The organism is Pseudomonas sp. DG56-2, from assembly GCF_004803755.1.
GTDB classification, from domain to species: Bacteria; Pseudomonadota; Gammaproteobacteria; order Pseudomonadales; family Pseudomonadaceae; genus Aquipseudomonas; species Aquipseudomonas auratipiscis.
This window is the reverse complement of record NZ_CP032311.1, coordinates 3,106,267-3,126,324: the sequence shown is the minus strand read 5'-3', so window position 1 is coordinate 3,126,324 and position 20,058 is coordinate 3,106,267. Positions and strand designations below refer to the sequence as shown.

At 59.7% G+C, this 20,058-nt stretch carries 19 protein-coding genes and 2 riboswitches; of the genes, 5 read left to right on the top strand and 14 right to left on the bottom strand.

The window, feature by feature from the left end; genetic code table 11:
• From cobM to D3Z90_RS13985, 4 genes are read right to left on the bottom strand one after another with little or no spacing between them, the layout of a single operon-like run.
• Positions 1-750 carry a precorrin-4 C(11)-methyltransferase gene (gene cobM / locus D3Z90_RS14000; protein ID WP_136476494.1) on the bottom strand — a complete coding sequence of 250 codons (750 nt, stop codon included), beginning with the start codon at positions 748-750 and terminating at the stop codon, positions 1-3.
• Positions 751-777: 27 nt separating this feature from the next.
• Complete coding sequence (locus tag D3Z90_RS13995; RefSeq protein ID WP_136476492.1) at positions 778-1,179, bottom strand: cobalamin biosynthesis protein; 402 nt, start codon at positions 1,177-1,179, stop codon at positions 778-780.
• Positions 1,180-1,184: 5 nt separating this feature from the next.
• Positions 1,185-1,877 (bottom strand): CbtA family protein, encoded by a 693-nt coding sequence (locus tag D3Z90_RS13990; protein ID WP_136476490.1) that lies wholly within the window; start codon positions 1,875-1,877, stop codon positions 1,185-1,187.
• A 10-nt stretch (positions 1,878-1,887) separates the two neighbouring features.
• On the bottom strand, positions 1,888-2,073 hold the full coding sequence (locus tag D3Z90_RS13985; protein ID WP_136476488.1) for a CbtB domain-containing protein: 186 nt from the start codon (positions 2,071-2,073) through the stop codon (positions 1,888-1,890).
• A gap of 97 nt (positions 2,074-2,170) precedes the next feature.
• A riboswitch (cobalamin riboswitch) is annotated at positions 2,171-2,403 on the bottom strand.
• A 60-nt stretch (positions 2,404-2,463) separates the two neighbouring features.
• A riboswitch (cobalamin riboswitch) is annotated at positions 2,464-2,662 on the top strand.
• Between the two features lie 95 nt (positions 2,663-2,757).
• Here D3Z90_RS13985 and cobW point away from each other — a divergent pair.
• The 4 genes from cobW (at position 2,758) to D3Z90_RS13965 (ending at position 9,261) form a co-directional block, all read left to right on the top strand.
• Positions 2,758-3,825: a cobalamin biosynthesis protein CobW gene (gene cobW / locus D3Z90_RS13980; RefSeq protein ID WP_136476486.1), complete on the top strand. Its 1,068-nt coding sequence runs from the start codon at positions 2,758-2,760 to the stop codon at positions 3,823-3,825.
• 3 nt (positions 3,826-3,828) lie between these two features.
• The gene (gene cobN, locus D3Z90_RS13975) at positions 3,829-7,593 is read left to right on the top strand and encodes a cobaltochelatase subunit CobN (protein ID WP_136476484.1); all 3,765 of its coding nucleotides are present in this window, start codon (positions 3,829-3,831) and stop codon (positions 7,591-7,593) included.
• A 1-nt stretch (position 7,594) separates the two neighbouring features.
• Complete coding sequence (locus tag D3Z90_RS13970) at positions 7,595-8,599, top strand: ATP-binding protein (protein WP_136476482.1); 1,005 nt, start codon at positions 7,595-7,597, stop codon at positions 8,597-8,599.
• An 83-nt stretch (positions 8,600-8,682) separates the two neighbouring features.
• Positions 8,683-9,261, top strand: coding sequence for a VWA domain-containing protein (locus D3Z90_RS13965; protein WP_305956094.1), 579 nt, complete (start codon positions 8,683-8,685; stop codon positions 9,259-9,261).
• Positions 9,262-9,394: 133 nt separating this feature from the next.
• Here the strand turns inward: D3Z90_RS13965 and D3Z90_RS13960 are convergent, their stop codons facing one another.
• Positions 9,395-9,661, bottom strand: a complete 267-nt coding sequence (locus D3Z90_RS13960) for a hypothetical protein (RefSeq protein ID WP_136476478.1) — start codon at positions 9,659-9,661, stop codon at positions 9,395-9,397.
• Between the two features lie 312 nt (positions 9,662-9,973).
• Here D3Z90_RS13960 and D3Z90_RS13955 point away from each other — a divergent pair, with 312 nt between their 5' ends.
• Positions 9,974-11,299, top strand: a complete 1,326-nt coding sequence (locus D3Z90_RS13955; protein ID WP_136476476.1) for a sigma-54 dependent transcriptional regulator — start codon at positions 9,974-9,976, stop codon at positions 11,297-11,299.
• Between the two features lie 66 nt (positions 11,300-11,365).
• Here the strand turns inward: D3Z90_RS13955 and D3Z90_RS13950 are convergent, their stop codons facing one another.
• The 9 genes from D3Z90_RS13950 to D3Z90_RS13910 all read right to left on the bottom strand — a co-directional run bounded on the left by D3Z90_RS13950 (position 11,366) and on the right by D3Z90_RS13910 (position 19,902).
• Positions 11,366-12,646 carry a transporter gene (locus D3Z90_RS13950; RefSeq protein WP_136476474.1) on the bottom strand — a complete coding sequence of 427 codons (1,281 nt, stop codon included), beginning with the start codon at positions 12,644-12,646 and terminating at the stop codon, positions 11,366-11,368.
• 46 nt (positions 12,647-12,692) lie between these two features.
• Positions 12,693-13,445: a hypothetical protein gene (locus D3Z90_RS13945; RefSeq protein WP_136476472.1), complete on the bottom strand. Its 753-nt coding sequence runs from the start codon at positions 13,443-13,445 to the stop codon at positions 12,693-12,695.
• Between the two features lie 33 nt (positions 13,446-13,478).
• Positions 13,479-14,159, bottom strand: coding sequence for a C39 family peptidase (locus D3Z90_RS13940; RefSeq protein ID WP_136476470.1), 681 nt, complete (start codon positions 14,157-14,159; stop codon positions 13,479-13,481).
• Between the two features lie 64 nt (positions 14,160-14,223).
• On the bottom strand, positions 14,224-15,711 hold the full coding sequence (locus D3Z90_RS13935) for a heme utilization protein (protein ID WP_136476468.1): 1,488 nt from the start codon (positions 15,709-15,711) through the stop codon (positions 14,224-14,226).
• A 52-nt stretch (positions 15,712-15,763) separates the two neighbouring features.
• Positions 15,764-16,336 carry an adhesin gene (locus D3Z90_RS13930; RefSeq protein ID WP_136476466.1) on the bottom strand — a complete coding sequence of 191 codons (573 nt, stop codon included), beginning with the start codon at positions 16,334-16,336 and terminating at the stop codon, positions 15,764-15,766.
• Between the two features lies 1 nt (position 16,337).
• A complete protein-coding gene (locus tag D3Z90_RS13925; RefSeq protein ID WP_136476464.1) occupies positions 16,338-16,775 on the bottom strand; it encodes a hypothetical protein in 438 nt (145 codons plus the stop codon).
• 297 nt (positions 16,776-17,072) lie between these two features.
• Positions 17,073-17,624, bottom strand: coding sequence for an AAA family ATPase (locus D3Z90_RS13920; RefSeq protein WP_136478959.1), 552 nt, complete (start codon positions 17,622-17,624; stop codon positions 17,073-17,075).
• The gene (pnuC, locus tag D3Z90_RS13915; RefSeq protein WP_136476462.1) at positions 17,621-18,187 is read right to left on the bottom strand and encodes a nicotinamide riboside transporter PnuC; all 567 of its coding nucleotides are present in this window, start codon (positions 18,185-18,187) and stop codon (positions 17,621-17,623) included. The genes D3Z90_RS13920 and pnuC overlap by 4 nt, the downstream gene beginning before the upstream one ends.
• Before the next feature lie 80 nt (positions 18,188-18,267).
• Entirely contained in the window at positions 18,268-19,902 is a 1,635-nt protein-coding gene (locus tag D3Z90_RS13910) for a methyl-accepting chemotaxis protein (protein ID WP_136476460.1), read from the bottom strand.
• Between the last annotated feature and the right edge of the window lie 156 nt (positions 19,903-20,058).

Sequence of the window (20,058 nt, the reverse complement as noted above, 5' to 3'; positions counted from 1 at the left end):
CTAGCCGGGGCGATACAGATGAGCGTGGCTGGCGCGGTACAGCGCCGACTCGGAAAAGCTGTCACTGGCCAACACCCGCCCGACCAAAATCAGCGCGGTACGGCGAAAGCCCTTGGCCTGTATCTGTTGGACAATAGCATCAAGGCTGCCGAGCACCCAGTCCTGATCCGGCCAGGTGGCGCGATGCACCACTGCAATCGGGCAGTCTCCGCCGTAATGCGGGCGCAGTTCTTCGACAATCTTCTCCAGGTGCTTGACCCCAAGATGTATCGCCAGGGTGCTGCCATGCCGGGCAAGGTCGGCCAGTTGCTCGCCAGCGGGCATCGGCGACTTGTCACCGTAGCGGGTGAGGATCACGGTCTGGGCAATATCCGGCAAGGTCAGTTCGCAGCCGAGCAGGGCGGCGCTGGCGGCCACGGCGGTAACCCCAGGGATGATTTCATAAGGAATATTCAGTTCGCGCAAGCAGCGGATCTGCTCGCCAATGGCACCATACAGACTGGGGTCGCCACTGTGTACGCGAGCCACGTCCTGGCCACGTGCGTGGGCGTGGGCAATGGCTTCGATGATCTGTGCCAGGTGCAACTGCGCGCTATTGATGACTGTCTCGGCGCGATGGCCTTCAAGCACTGCGGCAGGAACCAGCGAGCCTGCATAGATGATCACCGGGCAGCGATGGATCAGGCGCTGGCCTTTTACCGTGATCAGCTCGGGGTCGCCGGGGCCGGCGCCGATGAAATAGACGGTCATGCGAAATCCTTGGAAAGAAAGTGCTGATTATCCGCCAAAGCCTGTGGCCGTGGCCAATGCCAGGCTGGCGTCACTCAGCAAGGTGCGCTTGACGTACAGTTGCGCCGAGCCTGCCATCTTCTCGGCCAGCGCCAGCGCTGCACTTTCGGCAACGCCATAGCAACCACTGTGCTCAAAGGCGACGGCTGAGCGATGGCTCAGGCGCGTCTCGAAAGCTGCCAGTTGAGCGGCAGAGAAAAACAGCAGGGGAACATTGAGGCGCCGGGCCAATTGATACAGCCCGGGTTCGTGTTCCTTGAGGTCGATACTGGCAAGACCCGCGACTGCCTCAAGCGGCAAGTCGTGGGCCTTGAGGGTGTGTTCCAGCAGGTTGCCCAGGGTTTGTGCTGGGCAACCTCGTCGGCAACCTATGCCGACGAATATCTGCATCGCAGTCAAGCCTGGGTCGGGCGACGGAACAGCCAGGCGCTGATCAGGCCCAAGGCCAGCCAGAACGCCGCGTTGGTCAGCAGTGAAGCGATCTTGAACTCGGCTTCCAGTGCTTGCGGCGCAAGCATTGCATGCACTTCAGGCTGTGGGGCGCCGATTACGTGCGGCACTACCAGCAGCACAACGCCGAGGGCCTTGAACAACCAATTGTGAGCAAACACGATCAACCCAAGCCCTGCGGCGGTTGCGGCAGCGGTACCCACCCACCAGGCCTGGCGCTGGGCCAGGTCGGCAGCGGCGGTACCCGGCAACTCCGGTGGCAGGCCCAGGGTCGGTGCCAGGCAGAACACAGCAAAGCCACCCAGGCCCCAGAGGGCTCCGGTGATCGCCGTCTTCGGCGCGCGCAGTGAGTACAACGCGGCGAGGATCAGGGCAAAGCCAACCGCGACCACCAGATTACCGCCGGTTGTCGAGACAACGCGTTGCCAACCGTCTTCGGGCGACCAGGCTTCGCTGTCGTGGTGGTGATCGGCAGCCACGCCGGGAGCGTGCTCGTGTGCTTCCACGGCCGGTGCTGCGCTTTCATAGGTTTCGGCCTGAAGAATCAGCGGCGCGACCCAAAAGCTTTGCAGCAGGGTCAGCAGCAGCGCAGCCAACAGTCCGGCGAAGCCTGCAGTACTTGCAATACGCTTGATCATCGGAAAGTACTCAATGGCAAGGGAAAGCAGCGCTGTGGCGCGTATCGTGGGCAGCGTTGTGCACCGCTTCGATATGCGAGAATCCGGCGAAGTAGACCAGGCACAGGCCCAGCAGCGAGGCACCAACGGCCACCAGCAGGCGCTGGCTGAGGCTTGTAGGGGTAACGGTAGGGTGACTGGCGGTACTGGTACGCATGGCGCTTTCCTCTTGGTGTTGTTCGGCAACAGGCAAGCGCAGGAAACCCCTGAACGCAGCTCGCCCAGGGGTTGCAACAGCGCCCGCCCACCGCGGGTTTGTCAAATCAGTGTTGGGCCGGTCTCCGGGCTGGTGAGGGCTGGCAAACTTACGCTCAGCCAAGGGCGTCACCTTCCCATGCCAAACTACGGGCACAGTGGTACTGACGCTTTGCTCACTTACCGTTGCGGGGGCAGCACCGGACTTGTCGTACACCCTTCAATAGCCGTGTATGACGCACCGGTTTCCCAGTTTCACCCTGTAAAGGGCACCCAAACGAATCGCACTAGCAAATCATGGGCGAAGTCAGGCGTCAATCGTGACAGCAGTTGACCCCGTACCGGGCACTGCGTAGCCTAGCCGCTTCGAGGTTCTTCGGCGTCGGCCGAAGCTAAGACGGGAACGCGGTTCAAGCCGCGGCTGCCCCCGCAACTGTAAGCATTGAAAACGTCTGACACAGCCACTGCAGTTCTGCGGGAAGGCGTCATTCGACTGGCCCGTGGCCGGTGCAATGCAAGCCAGGAGACCTGCCTCGAACAGTTTCCGACATAAACCGGGCGGGGTGATCCGGTGGCGAACGCGCCCAGGTGGTAGCACCTGTGGTTCTCGTCCCGCATGCCCGCCATCCTGCCAAGGGCATCGACAATGAAAACACTGGCCAAACTTCCCGTCACTATCGTCACCGGCTTTCTCGGCTCGGGCAAAACGACACTGCTTCGACACATGCTCGACAATGCCCAAGGGCGGCGCATCGCGGTGATCGTCAACGAATTCGGTGAGCTGGGCATCGACGGCGAGATTCTCAAGCAGTGCAGCATTGGTTGCACCGAAGAAGAGGCCAGCGGTCGTGTCTATGAGTTGGCCAACGGTTGCCTGTGCTGCACCGTGCAGGAAGAGTTCTTCCCAGTGATGCGCGAACTGGTTGCCCGCCGTGGCGATCTTGACCACATCCTTATTGAAACCAGCGGCCTGGCGCTGCCCAAACCGCTGGTTCAAGCGTTCCAGTGGCCGGAAATTCGCAATGCCTGCACAGTTGATGCGGTCATCACCGTAGTCGATAGTCCCGCAGTGGCTGCCGGTACCTTTGCAGCGTTCCCTGATCAGGTCGATGCCCAGCGCAAACTTGACCCTAACCTGGACCATGAGTCGCCGCTGCACGAGCTGTTCGCCGACCAACTGGCCAGCGCCGATCTGGTGGTGCTGAACAAGGCCGACCTGATTGCTGCGCAAGACCTGGCCAAGGTCCGTGCCGAAGTGCAGGAAGAGTTGCCGCCAGCGGTCAAGGTGATCGAAGCCAGCAGCGGCCGTTTGCCGCTGGAAGTGCTGCTGGGCCTGGGCGCCGAGTCGGAAGCGCATATCGATGGCCGGCGTACCCACCATGATTCGCACCACGATGATGACGATCACGATGATCATGACCATGACGCCTTCGACTCGATCTCCATCGAGCTGCCAGAAGCGCACGAAAGCCAATTGCTGGATGCCTTGACTCAATTGGTCGTGCAGCACGGCATTTTGCGAGTCAAGGGCTTCGCGGCAATTCCCGGTAAACCGATGCGTTTGCTGATCCAGGGTGTCGGTACTCGTTTCGACAAGCACTTCGACCGCGCCTGGCGCAGTGAAGAGCCGCGCTCTACGCGCCTGGTGCTGATCGGCCAGGAACTGGATGCGCTGCAACTGGAAGCGAGCCTGCGGGCCGCACTGAGCGCTTGACCCATGCACCTGCTGCGCACCCAGCCCGGTGGCTTCGTACCGGACGACAGTATTGCCGATCTCGGCCAGACGCCAGCCGAGCTGGTCATTCTCTGCAGCGGTGACTCGCACCTGGCACTGCTGGCCGAAACCGCCCAGCAGTTGCCCGAAAATTACCCCAGCCTGCGTCTGGCCAACCCGATGCAGGTACAGAATCATGCCTCGGTCGACCTCTATGTCGATGAGGTTCTGCGCCATGCCAAGGTGATTCTGGTATCGCTGCACGGCGGTGTCGGTTATTGGCGCTACGGCGTCGAGCAATTGCTGGAGCTTGCCGACCGTGGCGTGCAGTTGATTCTGGTGCCGGGTGATGATCGCCCGGACCCGGAGCTCACCGGCCTCAGTACGGTGCCCGCACAACAGGCCGAGCGGCTTTGGCACTTTTTGCGCCAGGGCGGCAAGGCCAATGCCCTGAATCTGTTCTACTGCCTGGCCAATCAGCTTTTGCAGCGCGATTATCCCTGGGATGAACCGCAGCAGTTGCCACGTACGGCGGTTTATCACCCGCGCAAAGCCACGGCGGTGCTCGACGACTGGTTTGCCCAGTGGCAGGTCGAACAGCCAGTGGTGCCGATACTCTTCTACCGCTCGCACCTGCAGGCTGCCAACACTGCTTTTATCGATACCTTCTGCGAGCGTTTGCAGCTAGCCGGACTCAACCCGTTGCCTATCGCTGTGGCCAGTCTCAAGGAGGCCGGTTGTTTTAGTCAGGTCGAAGACTGGCTGGATCAGGTCGACGCCGCGTTGATCATCAACACCACCGGCTTTGCTCAGTCCAGCCCGGAACAACCGAACCTGCGTCCGTTTCGCCGCGACGTTCCGGTGCTGCAGGCAATTTGCGCCCAGGACAACCAGCCAGGCTGGCAGGCCAGCGAGCAGGGCCTGGGGGCTCGCGACCTGGCCATGCACATTGTCTTGCCGGAATTGGACGGGCGCATCATCACACGACCGATCAGCTTCAAGGACCTGGCCTGGCGTAGCGAGCGCAGCCAGTCGGATGTGGTTTGCTATCGCCCGCATGCCGAGCGCATGGATTTCGTTGCCGAGTTGGCCCGTCGCTGGTGTGCACTGGCGCAGTTGCCCAATCAGGACAAGCGTGTAGCCTTGATTCTGGCCAACTACCCGACACGTGATGGACGCATCGGCAATGGCGTTGGTCTGGATACCCCGGCCGCGGCGCTGAACATCCTGCGTGCCCTGCAACGTCAGGGCTATCCACTAAGCAGCACCTTGCCGGACAGCGGCACGGCGCTGATTCAGGCGCTGCTCGGTGGCGTCAGCAATGATCTGCACAGCCTTGATCTGCGTCCGTGCCTGCAGAGCATGGCCTTGGAGGAGTATCAGGCCGCCTTTGCCACACTGCCGCAGGCCAACCAGGATGCAGTGCGCGCACGTTGGGGCGAGGCGGAGCTCGACCCGATGTTCCGCAACGGACGGATGATGGTCGCCGGTCTGCGGTTTGGCCTGACCTTTGTCGGCATCCAGCCGGCGCGTGGTTACCAACTGGACCAGAGCGCGGTTTACCACGATCCCGACCTGGTGCCGCCCCATGGCTACCTGGCGTTCTATTTCTGGCTGCGTCATGGCTTTGCTGCCGATGCATTGATCCATGTCGGCAAGCACGGCAACCTGGAGTGGCTGCCGGGCAAGGGCGTGGGTTTGTCCGCCAATTGCTGGCCAGATGCGTTGATCGGACCGCTGCCGAACATCTATCCGTTCATCGTCAATGACCCGGGCGAGGGCGCCCAGGCCAAGCGTCGCACCCAGGCGGTGATCATCGATCACTTGATGCCGCCGTTGACCCGTGCCGAAACCTACGGTCCGCTGCGACACCTGGAAGCGCTGGCCGATGAGTATTACGAAGCGCAGTTGCTCGATCCACGCCGGGCCCGAGAGTTGCAGCGCGATATTCTCGAACTGGTGCGCGATAACCACATCGATCGTGAGCTGCAGCTTGAAGGTGCACTGGATGATGCTGCGGTGTGGTTACCGCGTCTGGATACCTACTTGTGCGACCTCAAGGAGTCGCAGATTCGTGATGGCCTACATGTGTTTGGCGAGTCACCCGCAGGACGGCTGCGCCTCGATACTCTGCAGGCACTGCTGCGGGTGGCGCGAGGCGATGGTCGCGGCGCCAATTGCAGTTTGCTCCGGGCCTTGGCCAAGGCCTTGGCACTGGGGTTCGATCCCCTTGATTGCGACCTGGGCCAGCCCTGGCAAGGGCCGCGCCCGGCACTTTTACAGGCGCAGGATGAGGCCGTATGGCGGACCCAGGGTGACACCCGTGAACGCCTGGAAATCCTCGCCGGCACCTACATAGCACAAGCCCTGGCAGGCACTATCGAGTTACCGGACGATACGGCTTGGTCGGATGTGAGGGCTGTGTTGCTGGCCCTGCAGCACAGTATTGCGCCGCAACTGGACGCTTGTGGGCCGGCTGAGATGCACGGCTTGCTGGCAGCCCTGCAAGGACGCTTTGTCCCGGCCGGGCCCAGTGGTGCCCCCAGTCGCGGGCGCTTGGACGTGCTCCCGACCGGGCGCAACTTCTTTACCGTCGATGTGCGCAATCTACCGACCACCACGGCATGGCGCATCGGCTTTGCTTCGGCGAACCTGATTCTTGAACGCCACCTGCAGGATCATGGTGATCATTTGCGTCAGTTGGGTCTGTCGGTTTGGGGGACGGCGACCATGCGCACCGGTGGCGATGATATCGCCCAGGCCATGGCCTTGCTGGGCGTGCGCCCGGTATGGGCGAGTGGCAGCCAGCGCGTCGATGACTTCGAAATACTTCCCTTGAGCCTGCTCGACCGACCGCGGGTGGATGTAACGCTGCGCGTCTCGGGGTTCTTCCGTGATGCGTTCGGCAACCTCATCAAGCTGTTTGACGCCGCAGTCCAGGCAGTGGCGGCGCTGGATGAGCCCGATGACTTGAACCCGCTCGCGGCCAGGGTGCGTGCAGAGCGCAGTGAACTCGAACGCCAGGGTTTGACGACCGAGCAGGCCACACGCCAGGCCGGTTGGCGTGTATTCGGCGCCAAGCCTGGAGCCTATGGTGCGGGCGTACAGAATGCTGTCGACGGGCACCTATGGAACGAGCGCAAGGACCTTGCCGAGGTTTACCTTAATCATGGTGGTTATGCCTACGGCGCAGCCGATGACGGCACCCCGGCACGCGCCGACTTCGCCCGGCGCCTGAGCCAGGTGCAGGCGGTAATCCAGAATCAGGACAATCACGAGCATGACCTGCTCGACTCCAATGATTACTACCAGTTTCAAGGCGGTATGCTGGCGGCCGTTGAAACCTTGGGGGGCAAGCCGGCAGCCAGCTACCATGGCGATCACAGTCAGCCGGACCGTCCGCGCATCCGCACCCTGAAAGAGGAACTCAATCGAGTGGTGCGTGCGCGGGCGCTCAATCCCAAGTGGATAGACGGGGTCAAGCGCCATGGTTACAAAGGTGCCTTCGAACTGGCCGCGACCGTCGATAACCTGTTCGCTTTCGATGCCACCACCCATTTGATAGACGATCACCACTATCAGTCGCTGGCCGAGGCTTATGTTCTGGATGCTGCGACCCGCGACTTTATGCGCCAGCACAACCCGCAAGCCCTGCGCGACATCACCGAGCGGCTCCTGGAAGCTCAGCAGCGTGGCTTGTGGGAGTCCCCGGGGGATTACCGTGAAGCCCTCGAAGAGCAACTGCTCGATGGCGAAGAAGAGATTTGAAATGACTGAACCCGCACATTTTCCGCTGTCTGCCGTGGTCGGCGCCGATGAGTTGAAGCTCGCCTTGTGCCTGACCGCCATCGATCCAAAGATAGGCGGCGTGCTGATCGAAGGCCCACGCGGCATGGCCAAGAGCACGCTGGCTCGCGGGCTTGCCGACCTGCTTGGCGAGGGGCCGTTCGTAACCTTGCCATTGGGCGCGAGTGAAGAGCGCCTGGTCGGTACGCTTGATCTTGACGCCGCGCTGGGCCAGGGTAAGGCGCAGTTTTCCCCGGGCGTGCTGGCCAAGGCCGACGGCGGCGTGCTGTATGTCGATGAGGTCAACCTGCTGGCCGACCACCTGGTCGATCTGCTTCTGGATGTCGCTGCCAGCGGTACCAACCGGGTCGAGCGCGATGGTATTTCTCATCGTCACAGTGCGCGATTCGTGCTGATTGGCACAATGAACCCGGAAGAAGGTGAGTTGCGCCCGCAGTTGCTCGACCGCTTCGGTCTCAACGTTGTGCTCGCAGGTCATCCTGCTCCCGAGGCGCGTAGCCTGATCATTCGCCGGCGCCTGGATTTCGATGCTGACCCAGAAGCATTTTGCCTGCAGTGGGCGCCTGAGCAGGCGCATTTGCGCCAACGCTGCCAAACGGCCCGCGAGCAGCTGGCGCGCATTGCTCTGGATGATCAGGCGCTGGCACAGATCACCGAGCGCTGTTTTGCTGCTGGGGTAGACGGTCTGCGCGCCGATCTGGTCTGGTTACGCGCTGCTCGGGCGCACGCCGCCTGGCGGGGTGCTGAGCAGATTGAAGCCCAGGATATCGATGCAGTGGCCGAGTTTGCCCTGCGTCATCGGCGCCGCGATGTGCCGCCACAGGCTGAACAAGGCTCGGCGCCACAGCCTCCGGCTGGCCAGGACTCCAGCACCGAACAAGGGCAGGGGGCCTGGGGCGAGATGCCGCCACAAGCGATAACGACCGGTGCCCGTCGCGAGGTGCCGAACTGGGCAAAAAAGCCCTGAGCATCCGTCGGCCCCAGGCGGCGGATGCCAAACCCCGCTCGGGACCGATTAAGCAAGGGCCGCGCGGGCGCGCCCGCGAGGCCTTGCAAGGTTCGGTCGCATGGCCGGCAACCTTGCTCAAGGGCCGTCCGCTTCAGCGTCGCGATCTGTGTTGGCAGCAACGCACTGCCAGTGCCCATGAGCAGTGGCTGGTTATTGTCGATGCCTCGGCCTCGACCCGGCGCTACCAGGCATTGAGCAAGGCCAAGGGGCTGCTGGCAGCGTTGTTCGACCAAGCCTATCTCCAGCGCGTACGCCTGACCCTGCTTACCGCCAGTGGCAATGCGCCGCGTTGGCAGCGTCATGGTCTGAAAGCCTCGGCCGCCTTGAAGCCGTGGCTCGACAGTCTCGGCGCCGGTGGCGGTACGCCGCTGCTTGGCGCATTGGAGCAGGCACGGCATTGGCTTGAACTGCGTCAGCGCCAGCATCCCCATGAGCAGCAGCACTGCCTGATCGTGACCGATGGCCGGCTGAAAGCCTGGGACCCCCTGCAACCGTTGCCATGCCCGAGCCTATTGGTCGATATCGAGTCTTCACCCGTACGCCTTGGGCGTGCACGTTTATTGGCGCAGCAGATAGAGGCTGAATATCGCCCGATTGAAAGTTTCAGCGTTGTCGAATAAATAAGGCATGTACGGAACTGTACAAGAGCAGGGCTGCGACGGGTTGTCGCAGTTTGTACTTTTTTGAATAAAAAGTTGCTCGCCGCACAGCAAAAAGATGTGCGGCTATATGTTCAGCGGGGAGGGCTGGTAATTACTTCGGCATCGACCACGGCTGCAAGTGGCAGCCTTGTTCTTGCAACTCGGCGCGCATCTGTTCAATCAGATTGGCCAGTTGCTTGGGATCGGAGTAGGTGCTGCTTGGCACCTGCTTGCTGCCGATGCGGGTGCTGGTCCGGTCGATCACTGCCAAGCTCAGCTCACCTGTACCGTTAGGCGAATCCCAAGCAACACACTGGAAGGGTTCGAAGGCGTGGTCGGCAATCAGCAGTGCTTCGTTGACACGGAGCGAGGCGTTCATGGGTTCGGTCTCTCTGTGGGCCCAAACAAGATAATCAATAGCCGCGTTAGCGGTGAGTTACTTGTACTGATGCGCGCAGGGGGGGATCGAGTCACAACAATCTTCAAAATAATTTAATTATTTTTGGAAAACATACAGGTTGGCAGCCAGCGGCGACGCAGGAAGTTTAATAACAACACGGACTTAACTCCGTTTTCACGTTTTATGGACAAACGGTAGTGGGCGATTGACGCAACGTTGCTACTGTTACAGACGGGCCTGCCAACGTGCTGTTTCTATTTAAAATTCCATAATTGGCGCCAAGGAAAGGTCATGCTCGAACCTGTACCCAACCGTCGCCTGCTGATCGTTGACCCGTGCGACGATTGCCACCGTTTGTTGCCAGGCTTGCGCAATGTCGGCTGGGATGTTTTCAGCTCAACCTTGTCCTCGGCCCTGGAACAGCCCTGTGATGTCGGCTTGCTGCGTTTACAGGCATCACACCTGCAGCATCCGGATGCGGTCAAGGACCTGATCACGCGCAGCAATACCGAGTGGATCGCAGTACTCAGCCCTGACGAGCTGCGCATGCAGAATGTTGGCGACTTTGTCTGTGAATGGTTTTTCGACTTTCACACCTTGCCGTTTGATGTTTCGCGGGTTCAGGTCACCATCGGCCGAGCCTTCGGTATGGCGCGCCTGCGAGGCAAGGGCAGCGTGCATGTCGATGAGCTGGAGCATGAGCTGCTGGGTGAAAGCCGACCGATTCGCGAACTGCGTAAGCTGCTGAGCAAATTGGCGCCCACGGAGTCTCCGGTGTTGATTCGCGGCGAAAGCGGCACCGGCAAAGAGCTGGTCGCGCGTACCTTGCATCGCCAGTCCCAGCGCCGCGACAAACCCTTTGTGCCGATCAATTGCGGGGCGATTCCTGAAAACCTGATTCAGTCCGAGTTGTTCGGCCACGAGAAGGGCGCGTTTACTGGCGCCCATCAGCGCAAGATCGGTCGCATCGAAGCGGCCAACGGCGGCACGTTGTTCCTGGATGAAATTGGTGACCTGCCCCTGGAACTGCAAGCGAACTTGTTGCGATTTCTTCAGGAAAAGCACATTGAACGGGTTGGCGGTAGCCAGCCGATAGCAGTCGATGTGCGGGTTCTGGCGGCTACCCATGTGGACCTGGAAAAGGCCATCAGCAGCGGGCGTTTCCGGGAGGACTTGTACTACCGGCTCAACGTTCTGCAGGTGATCACCGCGCCCCTGCGTGACCGCCATGGCGACCTGTCGATGCTCGCCAGCCATTTTTCGCACTTCTACAGCCTGGAAACCGGACGCCGACCGCGCTCGTTCAGTGAAGACGCATTGGCTGCTATGGGCAAGCATGATTGGCCGGGTAACGTGCGTGAACTGGCCAACCGCGTCAGGCGTGGCCTGGTGCTAGCAGAAGGGCGGCAGATCGAGGCGCAGGACTTGGGTTTGCTCAGTCAGCATGCTTTCACGTTGAGCATGGGTACCCTTGAAGACTACAAGCACCGTGCCGAGCGCCAGGCGCTATGCGACGTACTCAATCGGCACAGCGATAACTTGAGTATCGCCGCCAAGGTGCTTGGGGTGTCTCGGCCAACCTTTTACCGCTTGCTGCACAAACATCAGATTCGCTGACTGCAGATCACGACCCAAAGCAACCGATCCGCAGTCATGCACTCATTGCTTTCACCCAGCCCGCCATCAGAAGTAGTACGGGAATTTCAGGCTGAAGGAGAAGTCCGGAGAGTCGTCTGTCAGCCCGATGGACAGGTTCGGGACGATGGTCAGGTTATCGGTAGCGGCCAGGGTCATGCCGATGTTGAAGTTAGCCGCGTTGTAGTCGCTGCTGGAAATCGATTGCCAGTCACCGCCGTCAGGCTTGATCTTACTTTTGCTGGCAAATTGGTCAGAGAACGAAAAGGACATGCTCATCTTTTCGTTCAGGGCAAAGGCAATACCGGCACCGATCTGCCAGGAGTCGCCGAGCTTCACGTCACCCGGGACCTTGGAGTTGACTGCCGGGCTGATGTCGCTGAACGAGTCTTCCATGTTGTAGGTGTACGACAGGCTACCAAAGAGCACGGCAGGGTCGAAGGTCTTGACCAGTGAGATGCCGGGTGTGATCGCCCAGACACCGTTGCCGGTAGGCAGGCTTTCAGGCACCGCCAGGTTGTCGTTGGTCGGGTCGGTGACCAGCTTGATGCCATAGGGGTCATCCCCAGTCGGCGCTTTGACGCGCAGGGTGAACACCGCGTCGGGAAGGTTCTCGGATTCATCGAGGAATTTGTAGGCAACGCCAACGTTGATATCGCCTATGGTCGGGTCGCGATCGACGGTTGCATCCGATGTAGTCGGGCCGGAACCGCCGGCGCCACCCGACGAATAGGTTGACTGGCGATAGACCACGGGAACGTTAATGTCGAATTGCCAACGTTGCGCCAGGTTGTAGCGGGCCGTCAGGTCCAGGGTCCAGTTGTCGGCCTTGATGCGGTCAAGGTTGATGTTGCCAAGGAAAATCGAGTCCAACGCCAGAAAACCGTTGAGCACCAGTGCGCGGGTGTCGTAATGGGTGTAGGTCAGGCCGGTTTCGACGCTGAACTTGCCGCCACCGAAGAAGCCGCTGGCTTCGTCATACAAGTTGGAAACGCTCTGCGCCGGTTCGGAGTCATCTTTGAGTGACTGCCCGTATGAACTGCCGGTGGTGCCAGGCGCGCCTGCAGCCACGGTCTGGCCACTCCTGGTGGTTTCGGCAGGGGACTTGGTCAGGCGTCTGGGAGCAGGTGTAGCCGGTGCTTCTTCTACTTGGCGAACGCGCTGCTCGAGTACCATCAGCGCGTTCTGTTGTGCTTCGTAACGCTGTTTCAGCTCCATGAGTTCTTGTTTTAGTGCTTCGACCTGGGGGTCCGTTGCTGCGTAAAGCAATGTAGCCGGTGCCAGGGTACTCAAACAAACGACAGCTCTGAACGTTAACGATCGGTGCATGGGTTAGCCGTCCCTTCTGACTACATTCGATGAGACTCAGCGTAGATCAGTATCCGAGAGTACGAAGGCCTTTGAGTTGGTCCAGGTTGCCATTGAGCGAACCGGCGGTCGGCACGTTCTCACGCAGCACCACGTTCAGCGAGGTGAGGTTCCTGACCTGGTTGCCGCCACCGAGCAACGTCGTGTTCTGCATCAGACCGCCCTGGGCCAGGCGTTGTACGGTATTGCCCTGGTTATTGTTGGCAACAATGTTCATCTGTACACCAGACCCTGTGGAGGAAACGCTCAGCGAACCTGCGCCGTTCGCGCCGACCACGGTCGAGCCTGGGGCCAACGGTTTGCCTTGTTGTTGGCCGGCGGGTGCCTGGTTGGCCTTGGTGACTCTGATGTCCACGCCGTTGTAGGCTGTGTTGTTGTCGCCGGCGGCTCGCACGATCTGCGTTACGCCTTCGGTGCTGTTCAGGCCGGCACCACCATTGACGGTACCGGTACCCGTGCCGGTATTCCCTGAATGCGCCGTGCCATTGCCTTTTTCATTGATCATCGACACATAGAACTGGGGCTTGATGGTCGATTGCTGCACTTGCATCGAGGAGGTTGCGCCGATTACATCGCCTTTGGCGTTTTGCCATGTGCTGGTCATGACAACGCCGAAGCTGATGATGCGTCCGGGCATCACGTAGCGACCGCGCAGGTTCGCCAATTCCTGGTCCTTGAGCTCAATGGGTTGAAATGTCTGGGCCTGGATGGGCAGGCTGGCAGCCAGACATGCAAGGGTCAGCCAGATTGGAGTCTTCATTGCATGCTCCAGGAGCGTCGTGCTCACGTGTCATTAGAAGAAGTCGCTTTGGATGAATCCGAAATCCATCAACTCTGCGTCTTGCACCGGGGTGAAGTTGTTTATTTTTCTTTTGGCGGTAAGCGGCAGCGGCGGGTCGAGCAAGGCATTGGTCTTGTCGTAGCCTTGGCCGATGACGGCGAAGATGATGCCGTTCCAGCCTTTGACAAAGTCGTCGATGGTGTAGCGCTTGTGGCCCAGTACCGGATCACCGATATACACCCAGCCTTTGTCGACTTTCTGTAGCACTACAAAGTGCTTGTAGCCGCGGATGTCCATCAGTACCACGACCGGAATGCGGACATTGTTCAAGGTCTCGGGTGCAACCCGATAGCCACGGGCGCGCATGCCCAGGCTTTCTACATAGCGCTTCATGTCGAGCATGGAGAAACCCTGGACGCGGACCAGGTCCTGGTCGGCGTGGGCGAGCATGCCTTCGATGATCTGCTCTTCGTTCACGTCCAGCCAATAGGCTTGACGCAGGATGGTCGCCAGCGCTGCGGCGCCACAGCTGAAATCGGTTTTCTGTTGAACCAGGTCAGCGAATTTGCGCTCGCGTACGCTTTGGATGGGCTTGAATACCACCGCACCACCGGGTAACACGGAAAGTGGCATCTGAGCAGCTTCACTCACACTGGCCACACAAAGCAAAAACGCCAAGGCAATGATGCGCATGGTCGGGCGCCTTCTGGTTCTGTTGAAAAAAGGCCCCCCGAAGGGGGCCTCCAGGCCATAACAATCAGAACGATTGGTTGGAGATGGCCAGCGAGTTGCTTTGCTGGTTGCCTACACCCGATGCCACGTTGACGCCGAGGTTGCCGCTGCCGCCGTTCACCGAACCGCTCAGGGTTGCAGTGTTGGTCACAGGGTTAGCCCAGCCGGTTGGGGTCAGCACTTGGTACGAGATGGTGTTGCTCAAGTCATAGGAGTTGGCCTCGCTATAACTTTTCGATACATCGTTGGCAGACTCGGACGATTTTTCGAACGACTTGTCGAACGAGGAAGCGGCCGCTTGTTCATACGAAGATTCGTGGGCTTTTTCATATGAAGAGTCGTGCGCTTTTTCATATGAAGAGTCACGCGATCTGTCGTACGAAGAGCTCAACGACTTGGAGAACGAGGCATCGAACGCGGTATCGAAGGACGACTCGTTGGTGTTTTGCTGCGAGGTGTTCAGTGATGCGTCCAGCGTTGCATCAAGCGACGCGCTGGCATCTACACTGCGGCTGCGTTCACGACGGCCGTCATCCCAGGTGACGTTCCCGGCAGCAGTTGCCGCAACGTTCAGCGCAGCGTTCAACGAAGAAGCCGAGGTAGAGCTCGAGCTGCTGTTGTTGGAACCGCTGGCGTTAGCATTGGCAGAACCGTCGACATTCCAGTTGTTGGAGCCACTGGCATTGGACGAGTTGGAGCCGCTGGCATTCCAGCTGTTGGAACCGCTGGAGGCAGTGCTGTTGGAACCGTTCGCCGACGAGTTGTGGGAACCGCTCAGGTTCAGGCTCGAAGAGGAACTTCTGTTGTCGGTCGATTCGAATGTGCCTTCGCGAGAGGATGAGCCGCTGGAGGTTTTGGTAACCGTCAGCGTATCCACACGATAGGTCCGGTCGGCCCTGTTGGTGACTTCCAGGCCTGGGCCGCTTTGATCGGCGGAGGCGGTGGCGGTTGCACTACCAAGTCCTGCGTTGGTGTTGGCAATTGCCATGGTGTTTTTCTGTTGGTTCAGGTCGCCAGCGGCAATGTTGACACCCATGTTGCCGTCGGCACTGTTGGCAGACCCGCTCATCACAGCAGATGAGGTGGTGCCGAAGTTGAAGACCTTGTTGTTGTTGCTGGTTTGAACGACGCGAGCTGTGGCTTCGGCAGTACCGAAGACGAAGCTGTTGTCGATGGCACTGGCATCAGAGGCCGCATTGGCAATGGCCGCCGCGTTGTCCTGCTGGTTGCCGGAGCCTGCAGCCACGTTGACACCGACGTTGCCGCTGGTGCCGCCTGCAGAGCTGCTCATTTCTGCTTCGTTTTGAACGCCTTCGTTCCAGATTTTATTGTTGGTACTGGTTTGCCTGTCGTGTGCGTTGGCCGTTGCATCGATATCAATCATTCTTTGAGGAGGCGTGTGGTTGTGATTGTGGCCATTACCACGCCGATCGTTTTGTTCAGCTTGTACAGCAACAGCCATGACCGCAGCAATTGCGAAAACCAGAGGCTTGAGTGCCATCGAGGGTTTCATGGTGATTCTCCGTACTTTATTTTAGGTTAAGTGTTGTTCTTACCTGTTTGGGTCAGTCCGCGACCCGTACGCTCAGGGTATTTGCTGTTCGATTTCCTACCCCGGCGCTCTGATTCAACTGGATCACCCCACGGCTACCGGTGAATGCCTGATCACTGGTAGTGATCTGGCGATAACCGGGTGCAGAGCCAGTTGGATCGGAGTTGTTGACCAGCGCCACGTTCTGTTGCATGAGGACGCTGTCATCGATGCTTTGCGGCTGATTACTGATACTGATACGAAGTGCGTTGGCTTGCTGGTTGCTGGCGCCTGCACTCTGGTTGACGCCTAGCGCGCCGGTGCCATTACTGAAAGAGTCGCCCTGAATGTTGGATTGGGCGGCGATCGAGGGGTCGACAATGCTGATCGAGCGTTGGCGAATGTCCGTGGTTGCGCTGGCGCCTTGGCCGATGGCGAACGCCCGGGCATTGGCTTGTTGCAGCAGATCGCCAGCAGCCTGGTTCACAGCGAAGTTGCCCTGATACTGCTTGCCGGAATTGTCGATGGTGGCGTTATTGATGACCGGGGGTTGGGCAAAGGCCGATGCACTGCAAAAGGTGGCCAGAATCAGCAGCGTGTGCCTCATCTCACTTGCCTCCAGTCAGGATTTGCAGGGGCGCCAGACCCTTCTGGATGTTGGAGTTGACCATGTTGGAGATACCGTTGCCGGAGTTGCCGGATCGCCCGCCGGCCAGATTAGGCAATTGGTTCTGATGGTTGATATTGGCGCCCAGATTGTTGGTCTGTTGGGTGATCAGGGAAGAGATGCCTGCACCGCTGCTGACGCCGGCAAAATCACCGTCGCTCAGTTCGTTGGTCTGTCTGAGGATATGCGCGGAGGGGTTGGTATTGACGGTGACCGGACTGGGGTCGGGTATGAGCGGGGCACGAACGGCGTTGCGCACTTGCACATCGCGAGTGATGACGACGACTCCGTTTTCGGCCTGGACTGGCAAGCTGAGGCTTGTTCCTAAAACGCAGCCGACCAGTAGGAGGCGATAAATGCCTTTATCTAGGGTTCCCACGATGGCGATTCCTTCTTCAGTGCGCTGGCCCTTTTCAGCGTTGTGAGGAGGAGAGCAGAAGCCGTGCCGCTTTTGGTTTTTGATTAAAAAACAAAGGCTTGGTGGGTAGTCGAAGAGAGGAATTGATTTCGCTGTATCAACCGTGAGACATTTTTTTGCGAGGTTACTGCTTGGAGTGGTGGCTGCGGTGTCCGAAGGCTTTTTTAACCGACTGTATCGTCGGCTTAACACGGCCCCCAGAATTGGGGACCAGTGCGCAAAAACGGGGGCTATGGCCCACTGGGGTGTTACAACGCATTAACACTCGGTGGGGCAGGCTGGCGATTTGCCGCTAAGCAACTGCTGTACCGCGCTCAATACCGCCGCGCTGCGCTGCGGCCAGTCACCGCCAACTACTTTGAAGGGTTGCTTGTTGCGCTGCAGCCAGCCGAGGCTGTCGGCAAAAAACGCCTGGCGTTGGCCAAGGTCGGGTTGGCAGCGTTGGCCATCACCTACCCAGCTCACGCCTGCCGGGTCCAGCAACAGATGCAGATCATAACGGCGTTGGAGCAGGGCCTGCTCGATCCAGGCCGGGCAATCACCAAACAGCACCCGGCTCCAGAGCAGGTTGTTCAACAAGTGCGTGTCAAGAATCAGGAGTTCTGGCTGACGGGCCCGTGCGGCGTCCTCCCAGGCCAATTGGCCCTGGGCAATCGCAGGAATGTCGGCGTAGCAGGTGTCGCGGCCTTGCTCATCGATGAAGTGGCGTACGTATTCACCCACACATTCGCCACCGAAATGCGCCTGGATTTCGCCGCTCAACCAGCTCTTGCCACTGGACTCGGGGCCGGTCAGCACCAGGACCTTCATGCGCTGACCAACGCAAGGTCGCGACGCCATTCGCGCCAGCCACGCACTGCAATCAAGGTGAACAAGGCGTACAGCGCTGCGGTCAAGTACAACCCCTTATAAAGGAACAGGCCGACAAAAATCACGTCCAGTACCACCCACAGTGGCCAGCACTCTACGCGTTTTTGTGCCATCCATAACTGCGCGACCAGACTGAATGCGGTCAGCGCCGCGTCTAGCCAAGGTTGTGCAGCATCGGTCCAGGTCGACATCGCTGCGCCTAGAGCGAGGCTGCCCAGCAACCCCAGGCCGAGGCCCAATAGCAGCGGCTGGGTGGCGAGCTGGCTTACCTGACGGGCTTCGCGCTGACGGTCTGGACGCGTCCATTGCCACCAGCCGTAGACCTGCAGCACCGCGAAGACCAATTGCAAAAGCATGTCCGAGTACAACCGCACTTCAAAGAAGATCCAGCTGTAGAGCAGCACCATGACCAGGCCAATGGGCCAGCACCACGGATTCTGCTTGGTCGTGAGCCATACGGCGATAACGCCGAGTACGGCGGCGAACAGTTCGAGGCCGGACATCGGCGTTCCTTGGCGGTTCGGAGGAGGGCGGCGATTGTACCTTGAGTCGCCTCGCAAGCCACACTCCAACCGCTATTGCTTTACACCCGGAACTGGCCCAGCAATCGATCCAGCTGTTCGCGCAGCTGGTTCAACGCCACACCGGCATTGCTCGACTGCTGTGCTGCCGTGGCGGTCTGGCGTGACAGGTCTGCGGTTTCAGTCACGTTGCGGTTGATCTCCTCGACCACATGCGACTGCTGCAGCGTGGCACTGGCAATCGAGGCGTTGAGGGCGGTGAGGTTGTGCAACGCTTGGCTGATGGCATCGAGGCTGACACCCGCTTCATTGGCTTGCTCGATGGTTTGCCGCGAAGCGGCGCTGCTGGCATCGATTGCCTTCACTGCCGCTTCGGATTGGCCCTGCAGGTGTTCGATCATGCTCTGTATTTCTGCCGTCGACTGCTGGGTACGTTGGGCCAGCAGGCGAACTTCATCGGCAACCACGGCAAAGCCGCGGCCTTGCTCGCCCGCTCGGGCCGCCTCGATGGCCGCGTTCAGTGCCAGCAGGTTGGTCTGCTCTGCAATCGAGCGTATTACTTCCAGAACACTGCCAATGCGGGTGCTCTGGCTGGCCAGGGTCTGGATCACCTGAACCGCTTCATCGATGGTGCCCGACAACTGATCGATCTGCTGCAGGCTGCCGTGGATACTGTGTTGACCCTGAGTGGCACGCTGTTGCGCATCACGCATTTCGCTGGAAGCCTGTTCAGCATTCCTGGCCACATCCTGCACGGCGTAGGTCACTTCATTTATAGCGGTAGCCACTTGCTCCATTTGCGCCGATTGCTGTTCGCTGTGTTGCTGGGCCTGGTTGGCATTGCTGCCGACATCGACCGCCGATTGCCCCAAGGCATGGGCCGCACCCTGCAACTGGCCGATGACACCCTGCAACTTGCCAGTAAAACGATTGAAATGCTCACCCAACTGGGTTACTTCGTCACGGCCGTGGGTGTCCAGGCGGCGGGTCAGGTCGCTTTCACCGCTGGCAATCATGGACATGGCATCGACCGCTTCCTGCAACGGCCGTGAGATGCTGCGGGCTATCAATGCCACCAGCAGGGTCATGATCAGGGCGATGCCCAGGCCCAGCAGTGAGGCATCGCGCAGCTGACGCATGAACTCGTTCTGCATGTCATCGATATAAACCCCCGAGCCGATGACCCAGCCCCAAGGCTTGAACAATTGGATGTAGGAGGTCTTTTCCACCGGCTCGCTGGCACCAGGCTTCGGCCAGCGGTAGTCGATGATGCCCGCGCCCTGGGCCTCGGCCAGTGTGACCATTTCGTTGAACAAGGCAAAACCATCGGGGTCACGAATGCCGGACAGGTCCTGTCCATCCAGTTTGGGGTTGGCCGGGTGCATGATCATCTTCGGCCCGAGATCGTTGATCCAGAAGTAGTCGTTCTGGTCGTAGCGCAGGCCGCGTACGGTATTGAGCGCTTGTTGCTGGGCAGCCTCGCGGCTCAGCGTACCAGCGGCTTCCAGCCCCTGGTAATAGGTGAGGATGCCGGCTGCGGTCTCCACCACGTGCTGGGTCTTCTGGGCCTTGGCCTGATACAGGTCGCCGTGGATCTGTCTGAGCATCAACAAGCCCAGGGTCAGCAACATCACCACCGCCACTACCAGAATCAGCCACAAGCGGCGGCTGATCGACATATTTCGCAGAGTCTTCATAGAACGGTCACCCCGGATTCTTTTTATTGTCCTGCGCATCCCAGCATGGTTTTTTCCCACCACCTACTCGACCAAGGGCTAAGTGCCCGATCTACCCAGGTGTGTAGTAGCGACCAGCAGCGTTTATTCGAGAGGTCTGATAGGATTTCGGCCCGG